At 70.6% G+C, this 16,974-nt stretch carries 14 protein-coding genes; 6 read left to right on the forward strand and 8 right to left on the reverse strand.

Features of this window, described 5'->3' with window-relative positions:
• The first annotated feature begins 1 nt into the window (after position 1).
• From FS825_RS00625 to FS825_RS00635, 3 genes are all read left to right on the forward strand, one after another.
• Positions 2-1,072 carry a DUF6177 family protein gene (locus FS825_RS00625; protein WP_144709885.1) on the forward strand — a complete coding sequence of 357 codons (1,071 nt, stop codon included), beginning with the start codon at positions 2-4 and terminating at the stop codon, positions 1,070-1,072.
• Positions 1,062-1,409: a hypothetical protein gene (locus FS825_RS00630; RefSeq protein WP_144709887.1), complete on the forward strand. Its 348-nt coding sequence runs from the start codon at positions 1,062-1,064 to the stop codon at positions 1,407-1,409. The genes FS825_RS00625 and FS825_RS00630 overlap by 11 nt, the downstream gene beginning before the upstream one ends.
• 148 nt (positions 1,410-1,557) lie before the next feature.
• Positions 1,558-4,452, forward strand: coding sequence for an Ig-like domain repeat protein (locus FS825_RS00635; RefSeq protein WP_144709889.1), 2,895 nt, complete (start codon positions 1,558-1,560; stop codon positions 4,450-4,452).
• A 143-nt stretch (positions 4,453-4,595) separates the two neighbouring features.
• Here FS825_RS00635 and FS825_RS00640 read toward each other — a convergent pair whose 3' ends face one another.
• Both FS825_RS00640 and FS825_RS00645 read right to left on the reverse strand, forming a co-directional pair.
• Positions 4,596-6,641 (reverse strand): bifunctional copper resistance protein CopD/cytochrome c oxidase assembly protein, encoded by a 2,046-nt coding sequence (locus FS825_RS00640; RefSeq protein ID WP_144709891.1) that lies wholly within the window; start codon positions 6,639-6,641, stop codon positions 4,596-4,598.
• 62 nt (positions 6,642-6,703) lie between these two features.
• Positions 6,704-7,795 carry a GNAT family N-acetyltransferase gene (locus FS825_RS00645; RefSeq protein WP_144709893.1) on the reverse strand — a complete coding sequence of 364 codons (1,092 nt, stop codon included), beginning with the start codon at positions 7,793-7,795 and terminating at the stop codon, positions 6,704-6,706.
• Between the two features lie 77 nt (positions 7,796-7,872).
• Between FS825_RS00645 and dcd the strand changes: the two genes are divergently transcribed.
• Genes dcd through FS825_RS00660 form a run of 3 tightly spaced genes read left to right on the forward strand, consistent with a single transcriptional unit; the run spans position 7,873 to position 9,339 of the window.
• Positions 7,873-8,460 (forward strand): dCTP deaminase, encoded by a 588-nt coding sequence (gene dcd, locus FS825_RS00650; protein WP_144709896.1) that lies wholly within the window; start codon positions 7,873-7,875, stop codon positions 8,458-8,460.
• Between the two features lie 37 nt (positions 8,461-8,497).
• Positions 8,498-9,013 carry a helix-turn-helix domain-containing protein gene (locus FS825_RS00655; protein WP_144709898.1) on the forward strand — a complete coding sequence of 172 codons (516 nt, stop codon included), beginning with the start codon at positions 8,498-8,500 and terminating at the stop codon, positions 9,011-9,013.
• Positions 9,010-9,339 carry a HepT-like ribonuclease domain-containing protein gene (locus FS825_RS00660; protein ID WP_144709900.1) on the forward strand — a complete coding sequence of 110 codons (330 nt, stop codon included), beginning with the start codon at positions 9,010-9,012 and terminating at the stop codon, positions 9,337-9,339. The genes FS825_RS00655 and FS825_RS00660 overlap by 4 nt, the downstream gene beginning before the upstream one ends.
• 143 nt (positions 9,340-9,482) lie before the next feature.
• Here the strand turns inward: FS825_RS00660 and FS825_RS00665 are convergent, their stop codons facing one another.
• From FS825_RS00665 to idi, 6 genes are all read right to left on the reverse strand, one after another.
• On the reverse strand, positions 9,483-10,586 hold the full coding sequence (locus FS825_RS00665) for a substrate-binding domain-containing protein (protein ID WP_144709902.1): 1,104 nt from the start codon (positions 10,584-10,586) through the stop codon (positions 9,483-9,485).
• Between the two features lie 61 nt (positions 10,587-10,647).
• Entirely contained in the window at positions 10,648-11,940 is a 1,293-nt protein-coding gene (gene mmsB, locus FS825_RS00670) for a multiple monosaccharide ABC transporter permease (RefSeq protein WP_144709904.1), read from the reverse strand.
• A complete protein-coding gene (mmsA, locus tag FS825_RS00675) occupies positions 11,937-13,460 on the reverse strand; it encodes a multiple monosaccharide ABC transporter ATP-binding protein (RefSeq protein WP_186377066.1) in 1,524 nt (507 codons plus the stop codon). Before mmsA ends, mmsB begins: the two co-directional genes overlap by 4 nt.
• Positions 13,461-13,978: 518 nt before the next feature.
• Complete coding sequence (locus FS825_RS00680) at positions 13,979-14,998, reverse strand: LacI family DNA-binding transcriptional regulator (protein ID WP_144709906.1); 1,020 nt, start codon at positions 14,996-14,998, stop codon at positions 13,979-13,981.
• Between the two features lie 104 nt (positions 14,999-15,102).
• Positions 15,103-16,152 (reverse strand): magnesium and cobalt transport protein CorA, encoded by a 1,050-nt coding sequence (locus FS825_RS00685; RefSeq protein ID WP_144709908.1) that lies wholly within the window; start codon positions 16,150-16,152, stop codon positions 15,103-15,105.
• Between the two features lie 265 nt (positions 16,153-16,417).
• Entirely contained in the window at positions 16,418-16,960 is a 543-nt protein-coding gene (gene idi / locus FS825_RS00690) for an isopentenyl-diphosphate Delta-isomerase (protein WP_144709910.1), read from the reverse strand.
• Positions 16,961-16,974: the final 14 nt, after the last annotated feature.

Genomic DNA, 16,974 nt, shown 5'->3' on the forward strand with positions numbered 1-16,974 from the left:
GATGGTCAGGCATCCCCTCATCGACGACGTCGTCGGACCAGCCATCGTGGTCGACTCCGCGTCACCGGTGGTGTGGCTGACCGAAGCGCTCGCCTCCCTGCTCCGCCGGGCCTCCGAGTCCGGCCGGATGGTCGTGCTCCGCACCGGCCAGGAGGCGCGGCTCACGCCCGCCCTCCGGCACGCGCTGGGTGCGCACGGCGCCGCGTGGGCGGTGGCCGATCCCGACGGCACGCTGCGGGACGGCCGGACCGGCGTCGCCGCCGACGGCGGCATCGAGGACTTCGTCCACCACGGTCCCGAGCTCGTCGGGACGCCCTCGCCGGGGCACCCCGTCGCCGGGGACTCGGTCCGGCAGATCAGCATCGACCTGACCCTGCGGCACCACGCCGAGCGCGCCGTCGACATCGGATCCGCGATCGAAGCGCTGTGCGAGACCGTCGGCACGTGCCCGACCCGCTGGGGGACCGCCGAACCGCTCACGGTGCCGTGGGACCGCTGGGTCGTCACGCAGTACGCCAAGCACGAGGCGCCGGCGGTGTCGACCTCGTACGCCGTGGGCGAGGGGTTCTCCGCGACGATGACGGCGCACCTGCTCGACGGCGTGGTCGTCGAGACCGTGTCCGCCGTCCTGACCATCCCCGAGGAGGGCGCCGACCCGGAGCTCGCGTCCGCGCTGCTCGAAGCGGTGCAGCGCGTGGCGGACGAGGTCGAGCCGGTCTTCGGCGTCGTGATGCAGCGCCGCGGGGACGCCGACCACCTCGTCCGCGCCACGTCGCACGGCGAACCCTCCCCGCTCGCGGTCGTGGTGGGCGCCGAGGCGACCGAGTTCCTCGACCGCGACGGCGTGTGGCCGCCCCCGCGCACCTCCACGTCGACCTTCGGCGGCGGCGGACTCGTCATCCGGTTCGACGACGGTTGGGAAGCACTCGAAGCGTTCCTGGACCGCATCGACGAGGACCGCTTCCTGCAGCTCGTCGGCGGCGCACCGCTCGACCCCGCCCACGACGAGGGCACGCTCGACGGTCACGTCGGCGGTGCTCCGCAGGCGCTCGGCGGCAACCGTGCCCCGTGACGTCACGCTGCTGTGCCGCGAGCCCGTCGAGACACGGGACGTCGCCGAGGCGCTGCTCCTGCACGACGAGGCCTGGGGCGTCCGAGCGCTCGACGACGGCCCCGTGATGCAGGTCTGCCGGGACGCCACGCACCCGGTCATCACCGTCCTCGGGGTGCGGCGGGTGGACTCCCTCGACGAGGTCGCACGGATCCTGCCGGACGCCCCGGCGCTCTCGACGCCGCTGTGGTGGGTCGACACCGTCACCCCGGCCGGGGCCGACGGCGAGTCCGGGATCTCCGCTGCGCTCGAGGCCGCGCTGGACCTCGACGCGGTCTGCATCGTCCACGGGGACTGATCCGGCGACCTGCCCCCAGTTCTGGTGCGATTGCCCGATCCGCGCCCTGCGCGTCGCCGGACTGGCCGTACGGTGTGAACACCCGAGCCGACGAGCTGGGCGGATCCGCTCCTCGTCGGTACCGCTCTTCTCACTGAACAGGGCTCCAGTGCGTACACACCCCCCGAAGCGTGCCGTCGCGCGCGCTCGCAGCATCCTCGCCGGTCTCGTCGTCGTCGGTCTCGCCGGTCTCGCCTTCGTCGGGGCCGGTGCAACCAGCGCGTCCGCCGCCGCACCCGCGCAGACCACGTTCGTGAGCGAGGGCTTCACCGGCGCGACCGCCGGCGCCGGGTACATCCTCCCGTCGACGACGGCCGCGTCCGGCAACGTCGCGTGCCTCACCGCGCGCCCGGCGTCCGGCACGAACACCGGATCGATCCCGACCTGCGCCGGCACGACCGACGCCGACGGGGCCGGTGCGTTGCGACTCACGTCGAACGTCAACAACCAGTCCGGTGGCGTCGGCGCGAAGCAGTCGGTCCCGATCACCAAGGGCATCGACGCGGTCTTCAACAGCTACCAGTACAACGGCACCGCGGCCGACGGCATCGTCTTCTACCTCGCCGCGACCGACCCGTACACCCCGACGGTCCCCGCCAAGATCGGGTACCTCGGCGGCTCGCTCGGCTACAGCGCGAGCACGGCGAACAACGCCCAGGGCCTCTCGCACGCGTACCTCGGCATCGGCCTCGACCGGTTCGGCAACTTCGCGAACCGGCAGTTCGGCGGCACCGGCTGCGACAGCGACGCCGGCACGAACGGCAGTCTCTACGCCAACGCGGTGACCGTGCGTGGCCCGGGCGACGGGTCCACCGGCTACTGCGTCCAGTCGAAGACGACGGTGAACGGTTCGCTCGAGCGGACCGGCGTGACCGACCGTGCGCAGGCGAAGGTCCCCGTCGAGATCGTCATCAACCCGACGTCGTCGGCGCTCACCGCGCAGCAGAACACGTCCGTCACCGTGCCGGCCGGCCGCTACGCCGTCATCTTCACGTCCATCGGTGGGACCCAGCAGGTGGTGACGGGCGCGCTGCCGAAGCTCGCCGCGACGTCAAACCAGGCGAACGTCGACTCCTCGTGGATCGACCCGGCGACCGGCTACCCCTACAAGCTCACCTACGGGTGGGTCGCCGGGACCGGGGGACAGAACGACATCCACGAGGTCAACTACCTCACGACCACGACGGCCGCCGGCCCGGTGCCGGTGCTGACCGCCCGGACGTCGGGTGCGACCAGCGTCGCGCACGCCGGCTCCGGTTCGTACACGGTCACCCCGACCGTGTCGGCCGACGGCGGCTCGGAGTCGCAGCTCGTGCGCACCACGACCACGTTCCCGGCGGGCATCACGCCCTCGGCTGCCGGTGCGACCGGTGACGGCTGGACGTGCTCGGCTGTCGGCCAGGTCGTCACGTGCGACCAGGTCGCGGCGGACCGCGCCCCCGGTACGGTCCTCCCGACGCTCTCGATCCCGTACACGGTGTCCGGCGCAGCCCGCACCGCGACCGTCTCGACCGTCGTCGCGTCGACCGATGCGGAGGCGGTGACCGTTTCCGGCGCCGTCACCGTCCGCCAGCAGTCGACCACCGTCACGGTGGCCGGTGCGACCGCGACCGTGGGTGACCGCGCCACGCTGACCGCGACCGTGGCCTCGGGCGCGGAGCAGGGCGGCACGACTCCGACCGGGAGCGTGGAGTTCACGGACACCGCGTCCGGTGCGTCGCTGTGCACGGCGAAGGTCGTCGACGGCGTCGCGTCGTGCGACGTCCCGACCTCGGCCGTCGGCACCACCGGTGTCACCGCGGGCTACGGCGGTGACGCCGATCACGACACCGCGGACGGAACGGGCTCCCTCGTGGTCACGAAGGTCCCGACCGCGATCTCGCTGACCTCGACGCCGGAGGACGCGACGTACGGGCAGACCGTCACGCTCGGCGTCGACGGCCTCGAAGCCGTCGACGGCACCGTGCCCGCCCCGACCGGGACCGTCGAGTTCCGGGAGGGCGACACCCTCCTCTGCACGGCGACCCTGCCGGACACGAGCTGCGACGTCTCCGGCCTCGGAGCCGGGACCCACTCGGTCACGGCGGTGTACTCAGGCGACGACCTGCACGAGGGTGCGACGGCGGTCTCCGTCGAGCTCACCGTGCGGAAGGCGACGGCGACGATCACCCCGGGCTCGGACCCGTCGGACCCGTCGGGCCCGTCGGACGGGGGTGACACCACCGTGACGGTCACGCACGGCGAGACCACCACGCTCGGCACCCCGGGGATCCCCGAGGACGCCACCGGCACGATCGACTACGTCACCGAGGACGGCACCGTCCTCTGCACCGCGACGCTGCCGGACACCGAGTGCGCGATCCCCGCCGACCTCGCCGGTGGCGCCTACCGCGTGCACGCCCGCTACAGCGGCGACGACAACTACGACCCGGCGGAGGGCGAGCCCTTCGACCTGGTCGTGACCGCGCAGCCGACCGAGTTCGTGGCGTCCAGCGACGCCCGGCACCCGGTCGTCGGCAGCACGGTGCGCCTCAGCACCTCGGGCCTGCCCGCCGGCGCCACGGGGACCGTGACGTTCACCGCCGCGGACGGCACCGTCCTGTGCACGGTGACGCTGCCCGAGACCAGCTGCGAGACGGATGCCCTGCCGGTCGGCACGAACACGGTGACCGCTGCGTACAGCGGGGACGCGTCCTTCGCCGCGTCGGACACCACCCTCGAGGTCGTCGTCGACGCCGCACCCGTGGACGACCCGACCGGTGACCCCTCGGCACCCGCTGCGGACCCGACGACGGACCCCACGACGAGCCCGTCTGCGGACCCGACGTCCGGAGCCGTCCCGGGTACGACGCCGACCCGTGCGGCCACGGCCGGTGAGCTCGCGTTCACCGGGTCGCCGGTCGCGATCGGCACCGGACTCGGGCTCGCCGCGGCGTTGCTCGTGGCGGGGCTGGTGTTGCTCATGGTCCGTCGGACCCGGGCAGCCCGGGCCTCGGCGGAGTAGGCACACCGGGGCGGCGTCCTGGAGGACGCCGCCCGCTCGGAACCACGGAACCGACGTCGAACCAGGCAATCGAGCTGGTTCGACGTCGGTTCCGTGGTTCGACGTCGGCCGAGCGGAGCCGGGCCCGGCCGCGTGGGCGTGCGTCAGTCGCGCTTGTTCATCGCGGCAAGCCGCTCGTTGTAGGCCTTGAGGTCCGCGTCCCCGTCGCGATCGGCCTTCCGGTCGAGGCGCTTCGCGTCCCGCGTGTCCGACCGCACCCAGTTCCGCACCACGAGCAGCGCCACGAACACCATCGGCAGCTCGGACGCGCCCCACGCGATCCCGCCGCCGGTGTGCTGGTCGGCGAGCAGGGCGGCGTCGTTCGTCTGCCCGAGCGCGTGGAACCAGTCGACCGCGAACACCGACTCGCTCGTCATGACGGCCACACCGAAGAACGCGTGGAACGCCAGGGTCGCGAGCAGGGCGATGATGAGGATCGGGTACTGCGGCCGCGCGGGCCCGGGGTCGACCCCGACGAAGACCCAGAAGAACAGGTACCCGCTGAACACGAAGTGCACGATCATCACGACGTGCCACTCGTGCGACTGCATCGCGTACTGGTACGCCGGCGTGAAGTAGAACACCACGAGCGAGCCGGCGAAGATGACGCCCGCGACGGCGGGGCGCGCGAGGAACTGCATGTACCGCGAGTGCGTGAAGAGCATCAGCCACTCGCGGGCGCCACGGGAGCCGTCGTTGCGGACGGGCAGCGTGCGCAGGGCGAGCAGCACCGGGCCGCCGAGCACGAGCGGCAACGGCACGAACATCATGAGCAGCATGTGCTGAATCATGTGCGACGAGAAGTGGATCATCCCGTAGACGGCCGGTCCCGCCGAGGTCGTCCAGATGAAGAGCGCACAGCCGAGCAGCCAGGCGATGGTGCGCCCGACAGGCCACTTGTCGCCGCGCTTCCGGAGCTTCCGGACGGCGAGCAGGTACCACCCGGCACCGACGACGGCGAGCCCGAGCCACACCCAGTCGATGTGCCACTGGGTCAGGTAGGTCTGCACGGTCTGCGCCGGCGGGTACGGGAATCCAATCAGTCCGGAGCGGGTGTCCTCGCCGGTCGCCGGGGTCTGCGGGATCGGCGGCTGCGACCGGGACACGGCGACGGAGACGCCGATGGCGACGGCCATGAACACGATCTCGGCGAGGGCGAACCGCACGAACAGCCGACGGTCGAGCGGTGCGCGGAGGAGCCCCGGCACGAGGCGTCGGCGCTGGACGATCCCGGCGAGGCCGAGCAGCACGAGGATCACGGCCTTGACCGTGATGAGCCAGCCGTACGTCGTCGTGACGAGGTCGAGCGGGCCGGTCAGCCGGAGCGAGGCGTTCACGATGCCGGAGAACGCCACCGCGGCGAACGCCCACCCGGCGAGCGTCGAGTAGCGCGAGACGACCCGCCCGGTCGCGCCCTTCGTCCGGGTGCGGAGGACCACGACGGCGACGAGCCCGCCGGCCCACACGCAGACGGCGACGAGGTGCACCGCGAGCGAGTTCACCGCGTTCGCGTGCTCGAGGGACCCGGCGGCGTGGCCGGACAAGGCGAGGGGGAGGAGCGCGAAGAGTCCCGCGACGGTGGCCACCGCGAGGGTCGTCACCCGGGTGGCGAAGGCCGCGACGACGGTCGCGATGAGGATCGCCGCGGCGGAGACGACGAGCGCCTGCCCGATCTCCACCTGGAACGTGAAGAGCATGAAGTTCCGGGCGAACACCGGGCTCGTGAGCGGGACGCCGAGCGTGTTCGCCCCGGTCAGCACGATGCTCACGACGGCGGCGAGGAACCACAGCGCTCCCGTGACGCCCGCCCAGCGCGCGGCACGGTGCTGCACGCTCGACAGGGCTCCGTGGTCCTTCTTCTGTGCCGGCAGTGCGAACGCGGCGACGACGAGCAGGCCGATCGTCAGCGCCGCCATCGTGTCGTGCACCACGCGAGCGACGGGCAGCCCGTACTCGACGAGGTCACCGGCGGACACCAGCTGCTGGTTCGCGGTGAACGCGCCGGTGAGCGTCATCCCGAGGATCGAGCACGCCACCGCGAGCGGGACAGCGATGACGAGCACGGTCGCGACGGTGGACGTGCGCGCGGTGACGGGCGCGGATTCGGGCGCCGCGCCTCCAGGCTGGGTGACGGGTGACGTGACGGTCATGACCGTCCCATGGTAGGTGGCCTGACTGTGTCCGCGACGTGCGTCGTGCACGACGTGCGTCGTCAGACGCGTCGTTCCCAGATCCCCTCGCTGCCGACGCCGACGAACCCGACCGCCTCGTTCACGTCGAGCATCGGCCGGTTCTCCTCCGCGTTGAACGTGATGATCGACGGCCGGCCGGGGAAGTCCTGCTCGACGCGCTCGATCCCGACGACCTTGAGGAGCCACCCGAGCCGGTGCCCGCGGTGCTCGCGGAGGACGAGCGTGTCCCACTGCATCACCGCGCGCGCGGGGTCGTTCGGCACGGCCAACTGTGTGAAACCGGTCAGGGTGGCGCTCTCGACGTGCTCCACGGCCACCGTGAGCATCGTCCGCGGGGCGCGGGCGAGCTCCTCCTCGTGCTCGCGCAGACGGTCGGCTGTCCAGACGTCCTCCGGCTCCTCCATGTCGCCCTCCGGTGCGTCGGTGCTCATCCGCGTCTCGAGGAGGGCGAGGCCGTCGAGCCACTCGTCCGGTGTCCGTCCGGTCCAGGAGTGCACCCGGTAGCCCGGGCGAGCGGCGGCCTCGGCACGGTCGTGGAGTTCTCGGACCACCGCCGGGTCGGCGGGGAGGGCCAGTCGGCTGATCCGGTTCACCTGCCCGAAGCGCCAGCCGCGTCCGGTGAGGAAGCGCACGCCCGCCTCGTCCTCGGGGACGGCGCCGAAGCCTGTCGGCGCGGGCAGGTACCCGGGCCCGGACGCCGGCCCGACCTGCCGGGACACCGCGTACGTCTTCCACTGCGTCCGGCCGTCGGCACGCGCGACGCCCTCGAGGTGGTCCGCGAGCAGCGTGCCGACCCCCCGGCGCTGGTGGTCCGGCCGGACCCCCATCGCGAGCCAGCAGTTCGGCGTCCCCGGCGCCTGCTTCGTGTCGTACGAGCCGGCGGCGACGACGGACCCGTCGTCCGTCCGGACCACGAAGAGACGACTCGGCGCCTCGGGCTCGTGGCACATCGGCAGGTACTCCTCCGGCTTCCACGACAGCTCGGGGAGGTGGTGCACGTCGACCTCGGCAGCGTCGGACACCCGGAGCCAGTCGAGGAACGCGCGCACCTTCTCCGGGTCGTCGTCCATCGTCGCGGGCACGTCCAGCTCGTGCACCGTGTAGTCCGTCATGGTCGCCCCTCCCGCCGCCCGACCCTGGGCAGCCTCGCAGCATATCGAGGAGCACGCGGGGCCGCTAGGCTTCCCCCGTGCTGCTCTCCGACCGCGACATCACCGCCCAGCTCGCCGATGGCCGGATCGGCCTCGACCCGTACGACGCCTCGCTCGTCCAGCCGTCGAGCATCGACGTGCGGCTCGACAAGTTCTTCCGGCTGTTCGACAACCACAAGTACCCGCACATCGACCCCGCGGTCGACCAGCCCGACCTCACCCGCCTGGTGGAGACCGACCCGGACGAGGCGTTCGTCCTGCACCCGGGGGAGTTCGTCCTCGGTTCGACGTACGAGGTGGTCACGCTGCCCGACGACATCGCCGCCCGGCTCGAGGGCAAGAGCTCGCTCGGGCGCCTCGGCCTCCTGACCCACTCGACGGCGGGCTTCATCGACCCGGGCTTCTCCGGGCACGTGACCCTGGAGCTGTCGAACGTGGCGACCCTGCCGATCAAGCTCTGGCCGGGCATGAAGATCGGCCAGCTGTGCTTCTTCCAGCTGTCGAGCCCCGCCGAGAAGCCGTACGGCTCGGCCGAGTACCAGTCGCGGTACCAGGGACAGCGGGGCCCGACCGCCTCGCGGTCGGCGCAGAACTTCCTCCGGACGGACGTCTCCGAGCGCCCGTAGCGCGTACAAAATTTCGCATGCTGTGTATCGTTACAGCATGTCCGCTGTTCTCCCTCGGTCCGCGCCCCCTGTGTCGGCGGCCGGACTCATCCGGGACGCCCGTCTCCGCGCGGAACTCACCCAGGTGCAGCTCGCCCGCCGCGCCGGGGTCACGCAGAGCGTCATCAGCACGTACGAGAACGGCCGGCGCGAACCCTCGCTCGCCGCACTGCAGCGGCTGCTCCTGGCCGCCGGGTTCGTGACTGCGATCGACCTCCTGCCGATTGAGGAGCCACCGCCCCTCCGCGCCCGTGTCGCAGCGGCGCGTGATGAGCTCACCGCGATCGTGCTGCGTCTCGGTGGGAGCAACCCGCGATTGTTCGGCAGCGTCGCGCGCGGCGAGGACGGGCCGACGAGCGACGTGGACCTCATGGTGGACCTCGACCCGGGGCTCGGCATCTTCGCGCTGATGCGGATCCAGGACGAGGCCGAGCAGCTCCTCGGGGTCCGGGTGGACGTGGTGGACGCCGCCGGGATGAGCCCCGACGTCGTCCGGGGCGCGGTCCCGCTGTGAGCCGCGCGGTCGCCGACCGGCTGGACGACGTCGTCCGGGCGTGCGGGGTGATCGGCCGGTACGTCGACGACCGGTCCCTGCCGGAGGACCTCGTCTACGACGCCGTCCGGATGCGGCTCGTCGAGATCGGGGAGGCGGTGCGGATGCTCCCGAGTGCCGTGACCTCGGCCGAGCCGGGGATCCCGTGGGCGCGGGTGTCGCTGCTCGGGGAGCGCCTGACCCGACGGTACTTCGACACGACGCCGGCCGTGGTCTTCGGGACGGCACGGGTGGACGTGCCCGCGCTGTGCGCGGCGGTCGAGCGTCTGCGGGCGGCCCAGCCGTAGGCGGCCCCGCCGCGCGGTGCGCACTGCCGGACGGGAGGCGCGGTGCGGGGCCGACCCGCGCCTCCCGTCCGCCACCTGCGCGCGGACGCGGGACGGCCCCGTCTCGCGATGCGAGACGGGGCCGTCCTGTGGTGCTGGGGAGATCAGCCCTTCTTGGCGAGCGCCTCGAGGGTGTCGTTGCCCTTGTAGGCCTCGACCGCGTTCTCCTTGGTGACGAGCACCGGGGTCAGCTCGATCGCGGGGACCGTCTTGACGCCGTTGTAGTTGTTCGTCTTGTCGATCTTCGTGTCGGGCTTGTTGCCCTTCGACAGGTCGGTCACCAGGTCGACGGCCGCCTGGGCCTCTTCGGTGGTGTTCTTGTAGATCGTCGAGTACTGCGTGCCCTGCATGATGAGCGGGATGGAGGCGGTCTCCGAGTCCTGCCCGGTCACGACGGGGTTGTCCTTGCCGGCGGCCTTGGTCGCGGTGAGGATCGCACGGGCGAGGGTGTCGTTCGGCGACAGGACGCCGTCGAGCTTGGTGTCACCCGTGTAGTACTGCGACAGCAGGTCGGTCATGCGCGACTGGGCCTTCTGCGCGAGCCAGCCCTGGGTGTTCACCTTCGCGAAGGTGGTCTGACCCGAGGTGACCTTGAGCGTGCCGTCGTCGATCTTCGGCTGCAGGACGCTCATCGCGCCGTTGAAGAAGACCGTGGCGTTCGCGTCGTCCGGCGAACCGGCGAAGAGCTCGACGTTGTACGGGCCCGAGCCCTTCTTCTCCTTGAGGCCCTTGAGGAGCGCGTTGGCCTGGAGCTGGCCGACCTTGTAGTTGTTGAACGCGACGTAGTAGTCGACGTTCTTGGTGTTCAGGATGTTGCGGTCCCAGGCGATGACGACGGCGCCGGACGCCTTCGCGGACTTGACCTGCGAGGTGAGCTGCGAACCGTCGGCCGCACCGATGATGACGGCCTTCGCACCCTTGGTGATCATGCCGGAGATCTGCGACTGCTGGTCCGGGACCGGGCTGCCGGCGTTGGCGTACTGGATGTCGGCCTTGAAGCCGGCGTCCTCGATCGACTTCTTGAACGCGGCGCCCGCGAGCACCCAGTTCTGGGAGGTCTTCGCCGGGAGCGCCACGCCGATGAGGTCGCCCTTCTTGATGGTCGCGTCCGAGCCGGAGCCCGAGTCCGAGCCACGCGACGAGCAGCCGCTGAGGGCCAGGCCCGCGATGAGCGCCAGGCTGAGGCCGGCGACGATCTTCTTGCGCATGTGATTGCTTTCTCTTCGTTGAGGAGTGGTGGGGCCGGAGCCCCGCTGTGGGTGGTTGGGACTAGGGGAGGGTGACCTTCTCGGGCTGGTCCTCGATGGAACGCGGCTGCTGCGAGGCCACTGTGTTCTGCTCGGTGTCCTTCCGCTGGAACTGCCGCATCATGCCGCCGATCAGCGACGGACGGCCCTGCGACTTCGAGTAGACGTCGAAGGCGACGGCGACGAGCAGGACCAGACCGCGGATGATCTGCACCTTGTTGGACTCGAGGCCCATCAGCTGCAGACCGTTCGACAGGAGCGCCATCACGAGACCACCGATGATCGACCCGGAGATCGTGCCGACACCACCGGCGACCGCAGCGCCACCGACGAACACGGCGGCGATCGCGTCGAGCTCCCAGCCGGTGCCGTCAGCGGGGCCCGAGGCACCCGAGTAGGCGACGAACACCATGCCGGCGATCGCGGCGAGGACCGACATGTTCATCATGACGAAGAAGTTGACCTTCTTCGCGGAGACACCGGACAGGACGGCGGCGCTGGAGTTGCCACCGACCGCGTAGACCTGGCGGCCGAAGATCGTGTTCTTCGTGACGAAGCCGTAGATGATCGTGAGGACACCGAGGATGATCGCGACGATCGGGACCGAGGTGCCGACGGGGCCGGCGCCGAACAGGTACGTGGCGACGAGGGTGACGGCGACCAGGACACCGGTGCGGACGATCGAGACCCACAGCGGCGGGACCTCGGCCTGCATCTTGCGGCGACGGGCACGGCCACGCGCCTCGATGATGATGAGCGCCGCGATGGTGACGAGACCGAGCAGGAGCGTGCCGTTGCTGTACCCGAAGTCCGGACCGAAGTCACCGAGGAAGCCGGCGCCGATCGGGGTGTACGCGTCCGGGACGGGGACCGACGTCGAGTTGCCGATGATCTGGTTCGCACCACGGAAGATGAGCTGACCGGCCAGCGTCACGATGAACGCCGGGACGCGGACGAAGGCGACCCAGAAGCCCTGCCACGCACCGATGACCGCGCCGACCGCGAGGCCGAGCAGGATCGCGCCCCACACCGGGAAGTGCCACACCGACATGGACTGCGCCACGATGATGCCGACGACCGCGGCGACCGAACCGACCGAGAGGTCGATGTGGCCGGCGATGATCACCATGACCATGCCGAGCGCCAGGATCAGGATGTAGGAGTACTGCAGGAACAGGTTGATCACGTTCGTGGGCTCGAGGATCAGGCCCTGGGTGGTGATCGAGAAGAAGATCAGGAGCGCGATGAGCGCGATGATCATGCCGTACTGGCCGATGCTGTTGCCCTTGCCGAACAGCAGTTTCAGGTTCTTCATGAGACGGTGGCGCCCTTCCGCGCGGAGGTCATGCTGCGCATGAGCGATTCTGGGTCGGCCTGGTCGGCCGGGAGGTCAGCGGTGATCTGGCCCTCGAAGATGGTGTAGATCCGGTCGGACAGCCCGAGCAGCTCCGGGAGCTCGGAGGAGATGAGGATGATGCCCTTCCCCTCGGCCGCCAGCTGCTGGATGATGCCGTAGATCTCGAACTTGGCCCCGACGTCGATGCCGCGGGTGGGCTCGTCGAGGATGAGGATGTCCGGGTCGGTGAACATCCACTTGGACAGGACGACCTTCTGCTGGTTCCCGCCGGAGAGCTTCCCGACGTTCTCCTCGACGCTCGGCACCTTCGTGCGGAGCAGCTTCCGGTACTTCTCGGCGACCGAGTACTCCTCGAGCGAGTCGACGACGCCGGCCTTCGAGATCTTCTTGAGGTCGGCCGCGACGGTCGACCGCTTCACCGTGTCGAGCAGGTTGAGGCCGAGCGCCTTCCGGTCCTCGGACACGTAGCCGATGCCGTTGTCGATCGCCTGCTGGACGGTGTTCACCTTGATCTCGTGGCCGTCCTTGAAGACCTGACCACCGAGGAAGGTGCCGTACGAGTGGCCGAAGAGGCTCATCGCGAGCTCGGTGCGACCGGCGCCCATGAGCCCGGCGAACCCGACGATCTCGCCGCGCTTCACGTGGAAGTTCGAGCCCTTGCAGACCAGGCGCGAGGAGTCGAGCGGGTGCTGCACGGTCCAGTCGCGGACCTCGAAGAAGGTCTCACCGATCTTCGGGGTGCGGTCCGGGAACCGGGACTCGAGCGACCGGCCGACCATGCCGCGGATGATGCGGTCCTCGTTGACGCCGTCCGCCTTGACGTTGAGCGTCTCGATGGTCTTGCCGTCGCGGATGATCGTGATCTCGTCCGCGATCTGCTCGATCTCGTTGAGCTTGTGGCTGATGATGATGCTCGAGATGCCCTTGGCCTTCAGCCCGACGATGAGGTCGAGCAGGTGCTGGGAGTCGTTCTCGTTGAGGGCGGCGGTGGGCTCGTCGAGGATGAGGAGCTTGACGTCCTTGTGGAGCGCCTTCGCGATCTCCACGAGCTGCTGCTTGCCGACGCCGATGTTCTTGATCTGCGTGTCCGGGTCGTCGGCGAGGCCGACGCGGGCCAGGAGGTCCTGGGCGCGCAGCTGGGCGGCGGTCCAGTCGATCGCACCGAACCGGCTCGGCTCGTTGCCGAGGAACAGGTTCTCGGTGATCGAGAGCTCGGGGATCAGCGCGAGCTCCTGGTGGATGATCACGATGCCGGCCTGCTCGGACTGCTTGATGTTCGCGAAGCGAACCTCTTCGCCCTCGTAGACGATCTCGCCGGTGTAGGTGCCGTACGGGTACACACCCGACAGGACCTTCATCAGGGTCGACTTGCCGGCGCCGTTCTCGCCGCAGATCGCGTGGATCTCGCCGGCACGGACGCTGAGCGAGACGTCGGACAGCGCCTTCACACCAGGGAACTCCTTGGTGATCGAGCGCATCTCGAGGATCGTCTCGGGTGCGGTGATCGACCGGGTCTCGAGGCCGGTGTCGATCGGGGTTGACGCCACGGTGCATCTCCTTCTGCCGCTGCGATGCGGCAGTCCTTCGGGTGGTTCTGCCAGCGGCACCGAGGGGCGCAGGGAGTCTGCGTGGACCTCGTTGTCGCGTCCGGTGTCCTGCTGTGTGACGGTCCATGTGACCGTTCACATCGGCGGAACGGAGGTAATACTACGCACGGCATCGGCGCGGCTGTCAATTCGGATTGGTCGCGGTTTCGTAACGGCCCGCGCGATCTGGCGGAACCGGGGGCCGCACGTCCCCCGCGTTGGGGTACCGGGGGTGCGCGCGGGCGGTGGCGGACCGGGTCGGGCGGTGCCGGACCGGGGCGGGTCGGCGGCCTCGTCGTTCGGGGCGTACCTGGTCGTTCCGGGCATACCCGGTCGGAAGTTTCCGCCGGGTACGCCCGGAACCGCTGGGTACGCGGGCGGGCGACGGGTGCGTCCGGGCCCGGGCACGCTCAGCGCTTACGAGGGGCGCTCGTCGACGCCCGCACCACGAGCTGCGGCACGATGTCGATCGGCCGGAGCACCTCGTCGTCCCCGGGCAGCAGCAGGTCCACGCACCGGCGACCGAGCTCGGCGAAGTCGACCTGCACGGTGGTGAGCGGCGGCCAGAAGTGCTTCGCCTCGGGGATGTCGTCGTAGCCCACCACCGACAGGTCACCGGGGACGTCGAGCCCGTACGACCGCGCGGCGTGCACCACGCCCAGCGCCATCGCGTCGTTCGAGCAGAAGATCGCGGTGCAGTCCCGCCAGCGCAGGAGCTCCCGGCCGGCGTGGTACCCGAAGTCCGCGGACCAGTCCCCGAGGATCGGCGGCGCCACGGGCATGTCCCGGTCGGACATGGCGCGGAGGAAGCCCTGCATCCTGGCGTCCGCCTCGATCCAGTCCTGCGGCCCGGCGATGTGCCGGATGTACTCGTGGCCGAGGTCGAGCAGGTGCTCGGTCGCCAGGCGTGCGCCCTCCATCTGGTCCACCCAGAGCGCCGTCGGGTCCTCGCCGACGCTCGAACGCATGGTGACGTAGGGCGTGCGGATGCCGAGCTCCTCGATGAGGTCGAACACGCGCTGCTGCGGCGCGATCACGACGATCCCCTCGACGTCCTGGTCGAGCAGGTGCCCGAGGCCGTCGCGCACCGCGGTGTCGGTCGGTTCCGCGATGTTCGCCGTCGTCACCGAGTAGCCCCGGCTGACGGCGGCGTCCTCGATCGCCTGCATCGTCACCGCCGGCCCGTAGTGCGACCGCTGCGCCGTGAGCACGCCGATCGTCCGGGTCCGGCTGGTGACCAGCGCGCGTGCGGCCCGGTTCGGCCGGTACTGCAGCTGTTCCATCGCAGCCAGGACGCGATCACGCGTCTCCGCCCGGATCGCGTCCGAGTTGTTGAGGACCCGCGACACGGTCTGGTGCGACACGCCTGCGACCCGCGCGACGTCGCGGATGCTGGGCGACCGCGGTTGCTGTGTCCGCGTCGACGCCATTGCTACTCGTTCCCGCCCGGGGCCGTGGCACGCCCATGTGCACGTTCACATTCCGAGCCAGATCATTATGCACGCCTGGGACGTCCGCGCCACCTGAGTCCGGGCTAGAGCCAGTTCCGCTTCCGGAACCAGACCCACAGGATGCCCATGAGCAGGAGCATCCCGAGGATCGCCACCGGGTACCCGAACCGCCAGTGCAGCTCGGGTATGTCGTCGAAGTTCATCCCGTAGACCCCCGCGATGAGCCCGGGCGCGAACAGGATCGCCGCCCACGACGAGATCTTCTTGACCTCCTCGCCCTGCCGGTGCGCGGCACGTGCCAGCTGGCGGCTCTCCTCCCCCTGCGCGAGGCTCGCGCTCGTCATCCGGCGCATCGCCTCGTTCTGCTCCTGCGAGACCAGGGTGGCGTGGAGCGTCAGCGCGTTCTCCAGGAGCGCGCGGAAGGAGTCGACCCGCTCCGTGACCCGCAGGGCGTGGTCGAGGACGTTCCGCAGACGGTGCTGGACCTCCTCGTCGACGCCGTACTTGTCGGCACCGCGGAGCAGTCCGGTGACCATCGCGGGCACCGGGGTGGTCGCGCGCTGGAAGGCCAGGACCTCGCTGAGCAGCTGGTAGATCCGCTTCGAGACGCCCGGGTCGACCTGGCCGGCGAACAGCTGGTCCTCGATCTCGTCGATCTCGTCCTGCAGGACCTCGACGACCGGGGCGTAGCCGTCGACGACCTCGTCGAGCACCGCCGCCGTGATCGCCTCGGACCCGCGGGCGAGGAACTCCGGGTCGGCCTCGCACCGAGCGCGCAGTGCCGCGAGGTCGGGCCGAGCGGCGTGCCGGACGCTCACGACGAAGCGGGCGCCGACGAAGAGGTGCACCTCGCCGAAGCGCACCTCGGCGGCGGTGCGGTCGTACCAGGCCGGCCGGAGGACGAGGAAGAGCGTGTCGCCGTACCGCTCCAGCTTCGCGCGCTGGTGTCCCTTGCGGGCGTCCTCCACCGCGTTCTCGTGCAGGTCGAACTCGGTGGCGACGGCGTCGAGCTCGGACGGGTCGGGGCGGAGCAGGCCGATCCAGGCGAGGCCGTCCCGCGTGGGGTGCGACAGGGTCGACGGTGACTCGACGCGACGTCCTCCGACGTAGACCGCGTTGTCGATCAGTGCCATGTCCGTGCTCCTTCCGGGAGCAGGCTGGCGCGACGTCCCCGGGGGACCCGGGGCAGGCGTGGTTCAGCGAACGGGCACGGCGACGACCGTCAGGGGCGGCCGGCCCGATCGAGGATGGTCACCCGACATCGCGCCTCACCTGCTCTCCTGCGTCCGTCGCGGCCGCGGTGTGCGCCCGCGTGGCCACGCCCGTGGCCGAGGGGCCACACTACTCGCCGGTCCGGAGCGCGTCGACCACGGAGCACACGGCCCGACGAGTCGGGGGTCAGCGGGTGATGTGCAGGTCCGCCGCGGCCAGCTCGCTCAGCTGCCACCCGAGCCACGGGCTCCACGCGAAGGGCGCCCCCTCGACCGAGGCGAACAGGGCGTCCTCGGAGACCCAGGCGTACTCGGCGACCTCGTCGTCCGCGGGGGCCGGAACGTCGTCGGTGACCGCGCGGTACACCGGGCACACCTCGTTCTCGACGATGCCGGAGGCGTCCACCGCGCGGTACCGGAAGTCGGGCAGCACGAGCTCGACGTCGCGCACGGTGATGCCCAGCTCGCGGGACGCCCGACGGGCGATGGCGTCCTCGAAGGACTCGTCCGGCCCCGGGTGGCCGCAGAAGGTGTTCGTCCAGACCCCCGGCCAGGTCTTCTTCGACAGCGCACGACGGGTCACCAGGACGTCGCCGTCGGTGTTCCGCACGTGGCACGAGAACGCGAGGTGGAGGGGCGTGTGGTCGGTGTGCACCGTGAACTTGTCCGCTGTGCCGATCGGGGTACGGTCGTCGGCCAGAAGCACCACGGTTTCAGGGAATGTGCTCATCTGCATCGATAGGT

This window comes from Curtobacterium pusillum (assembly GCF_007680845.1).
GTDB classification, from domain to species: Bacteria; Actinomycetota; Actinomycetes; order Actinomycetales; family Microbacteriaceae; genus Curtobacterium; species Curtobacterium pusillum_B.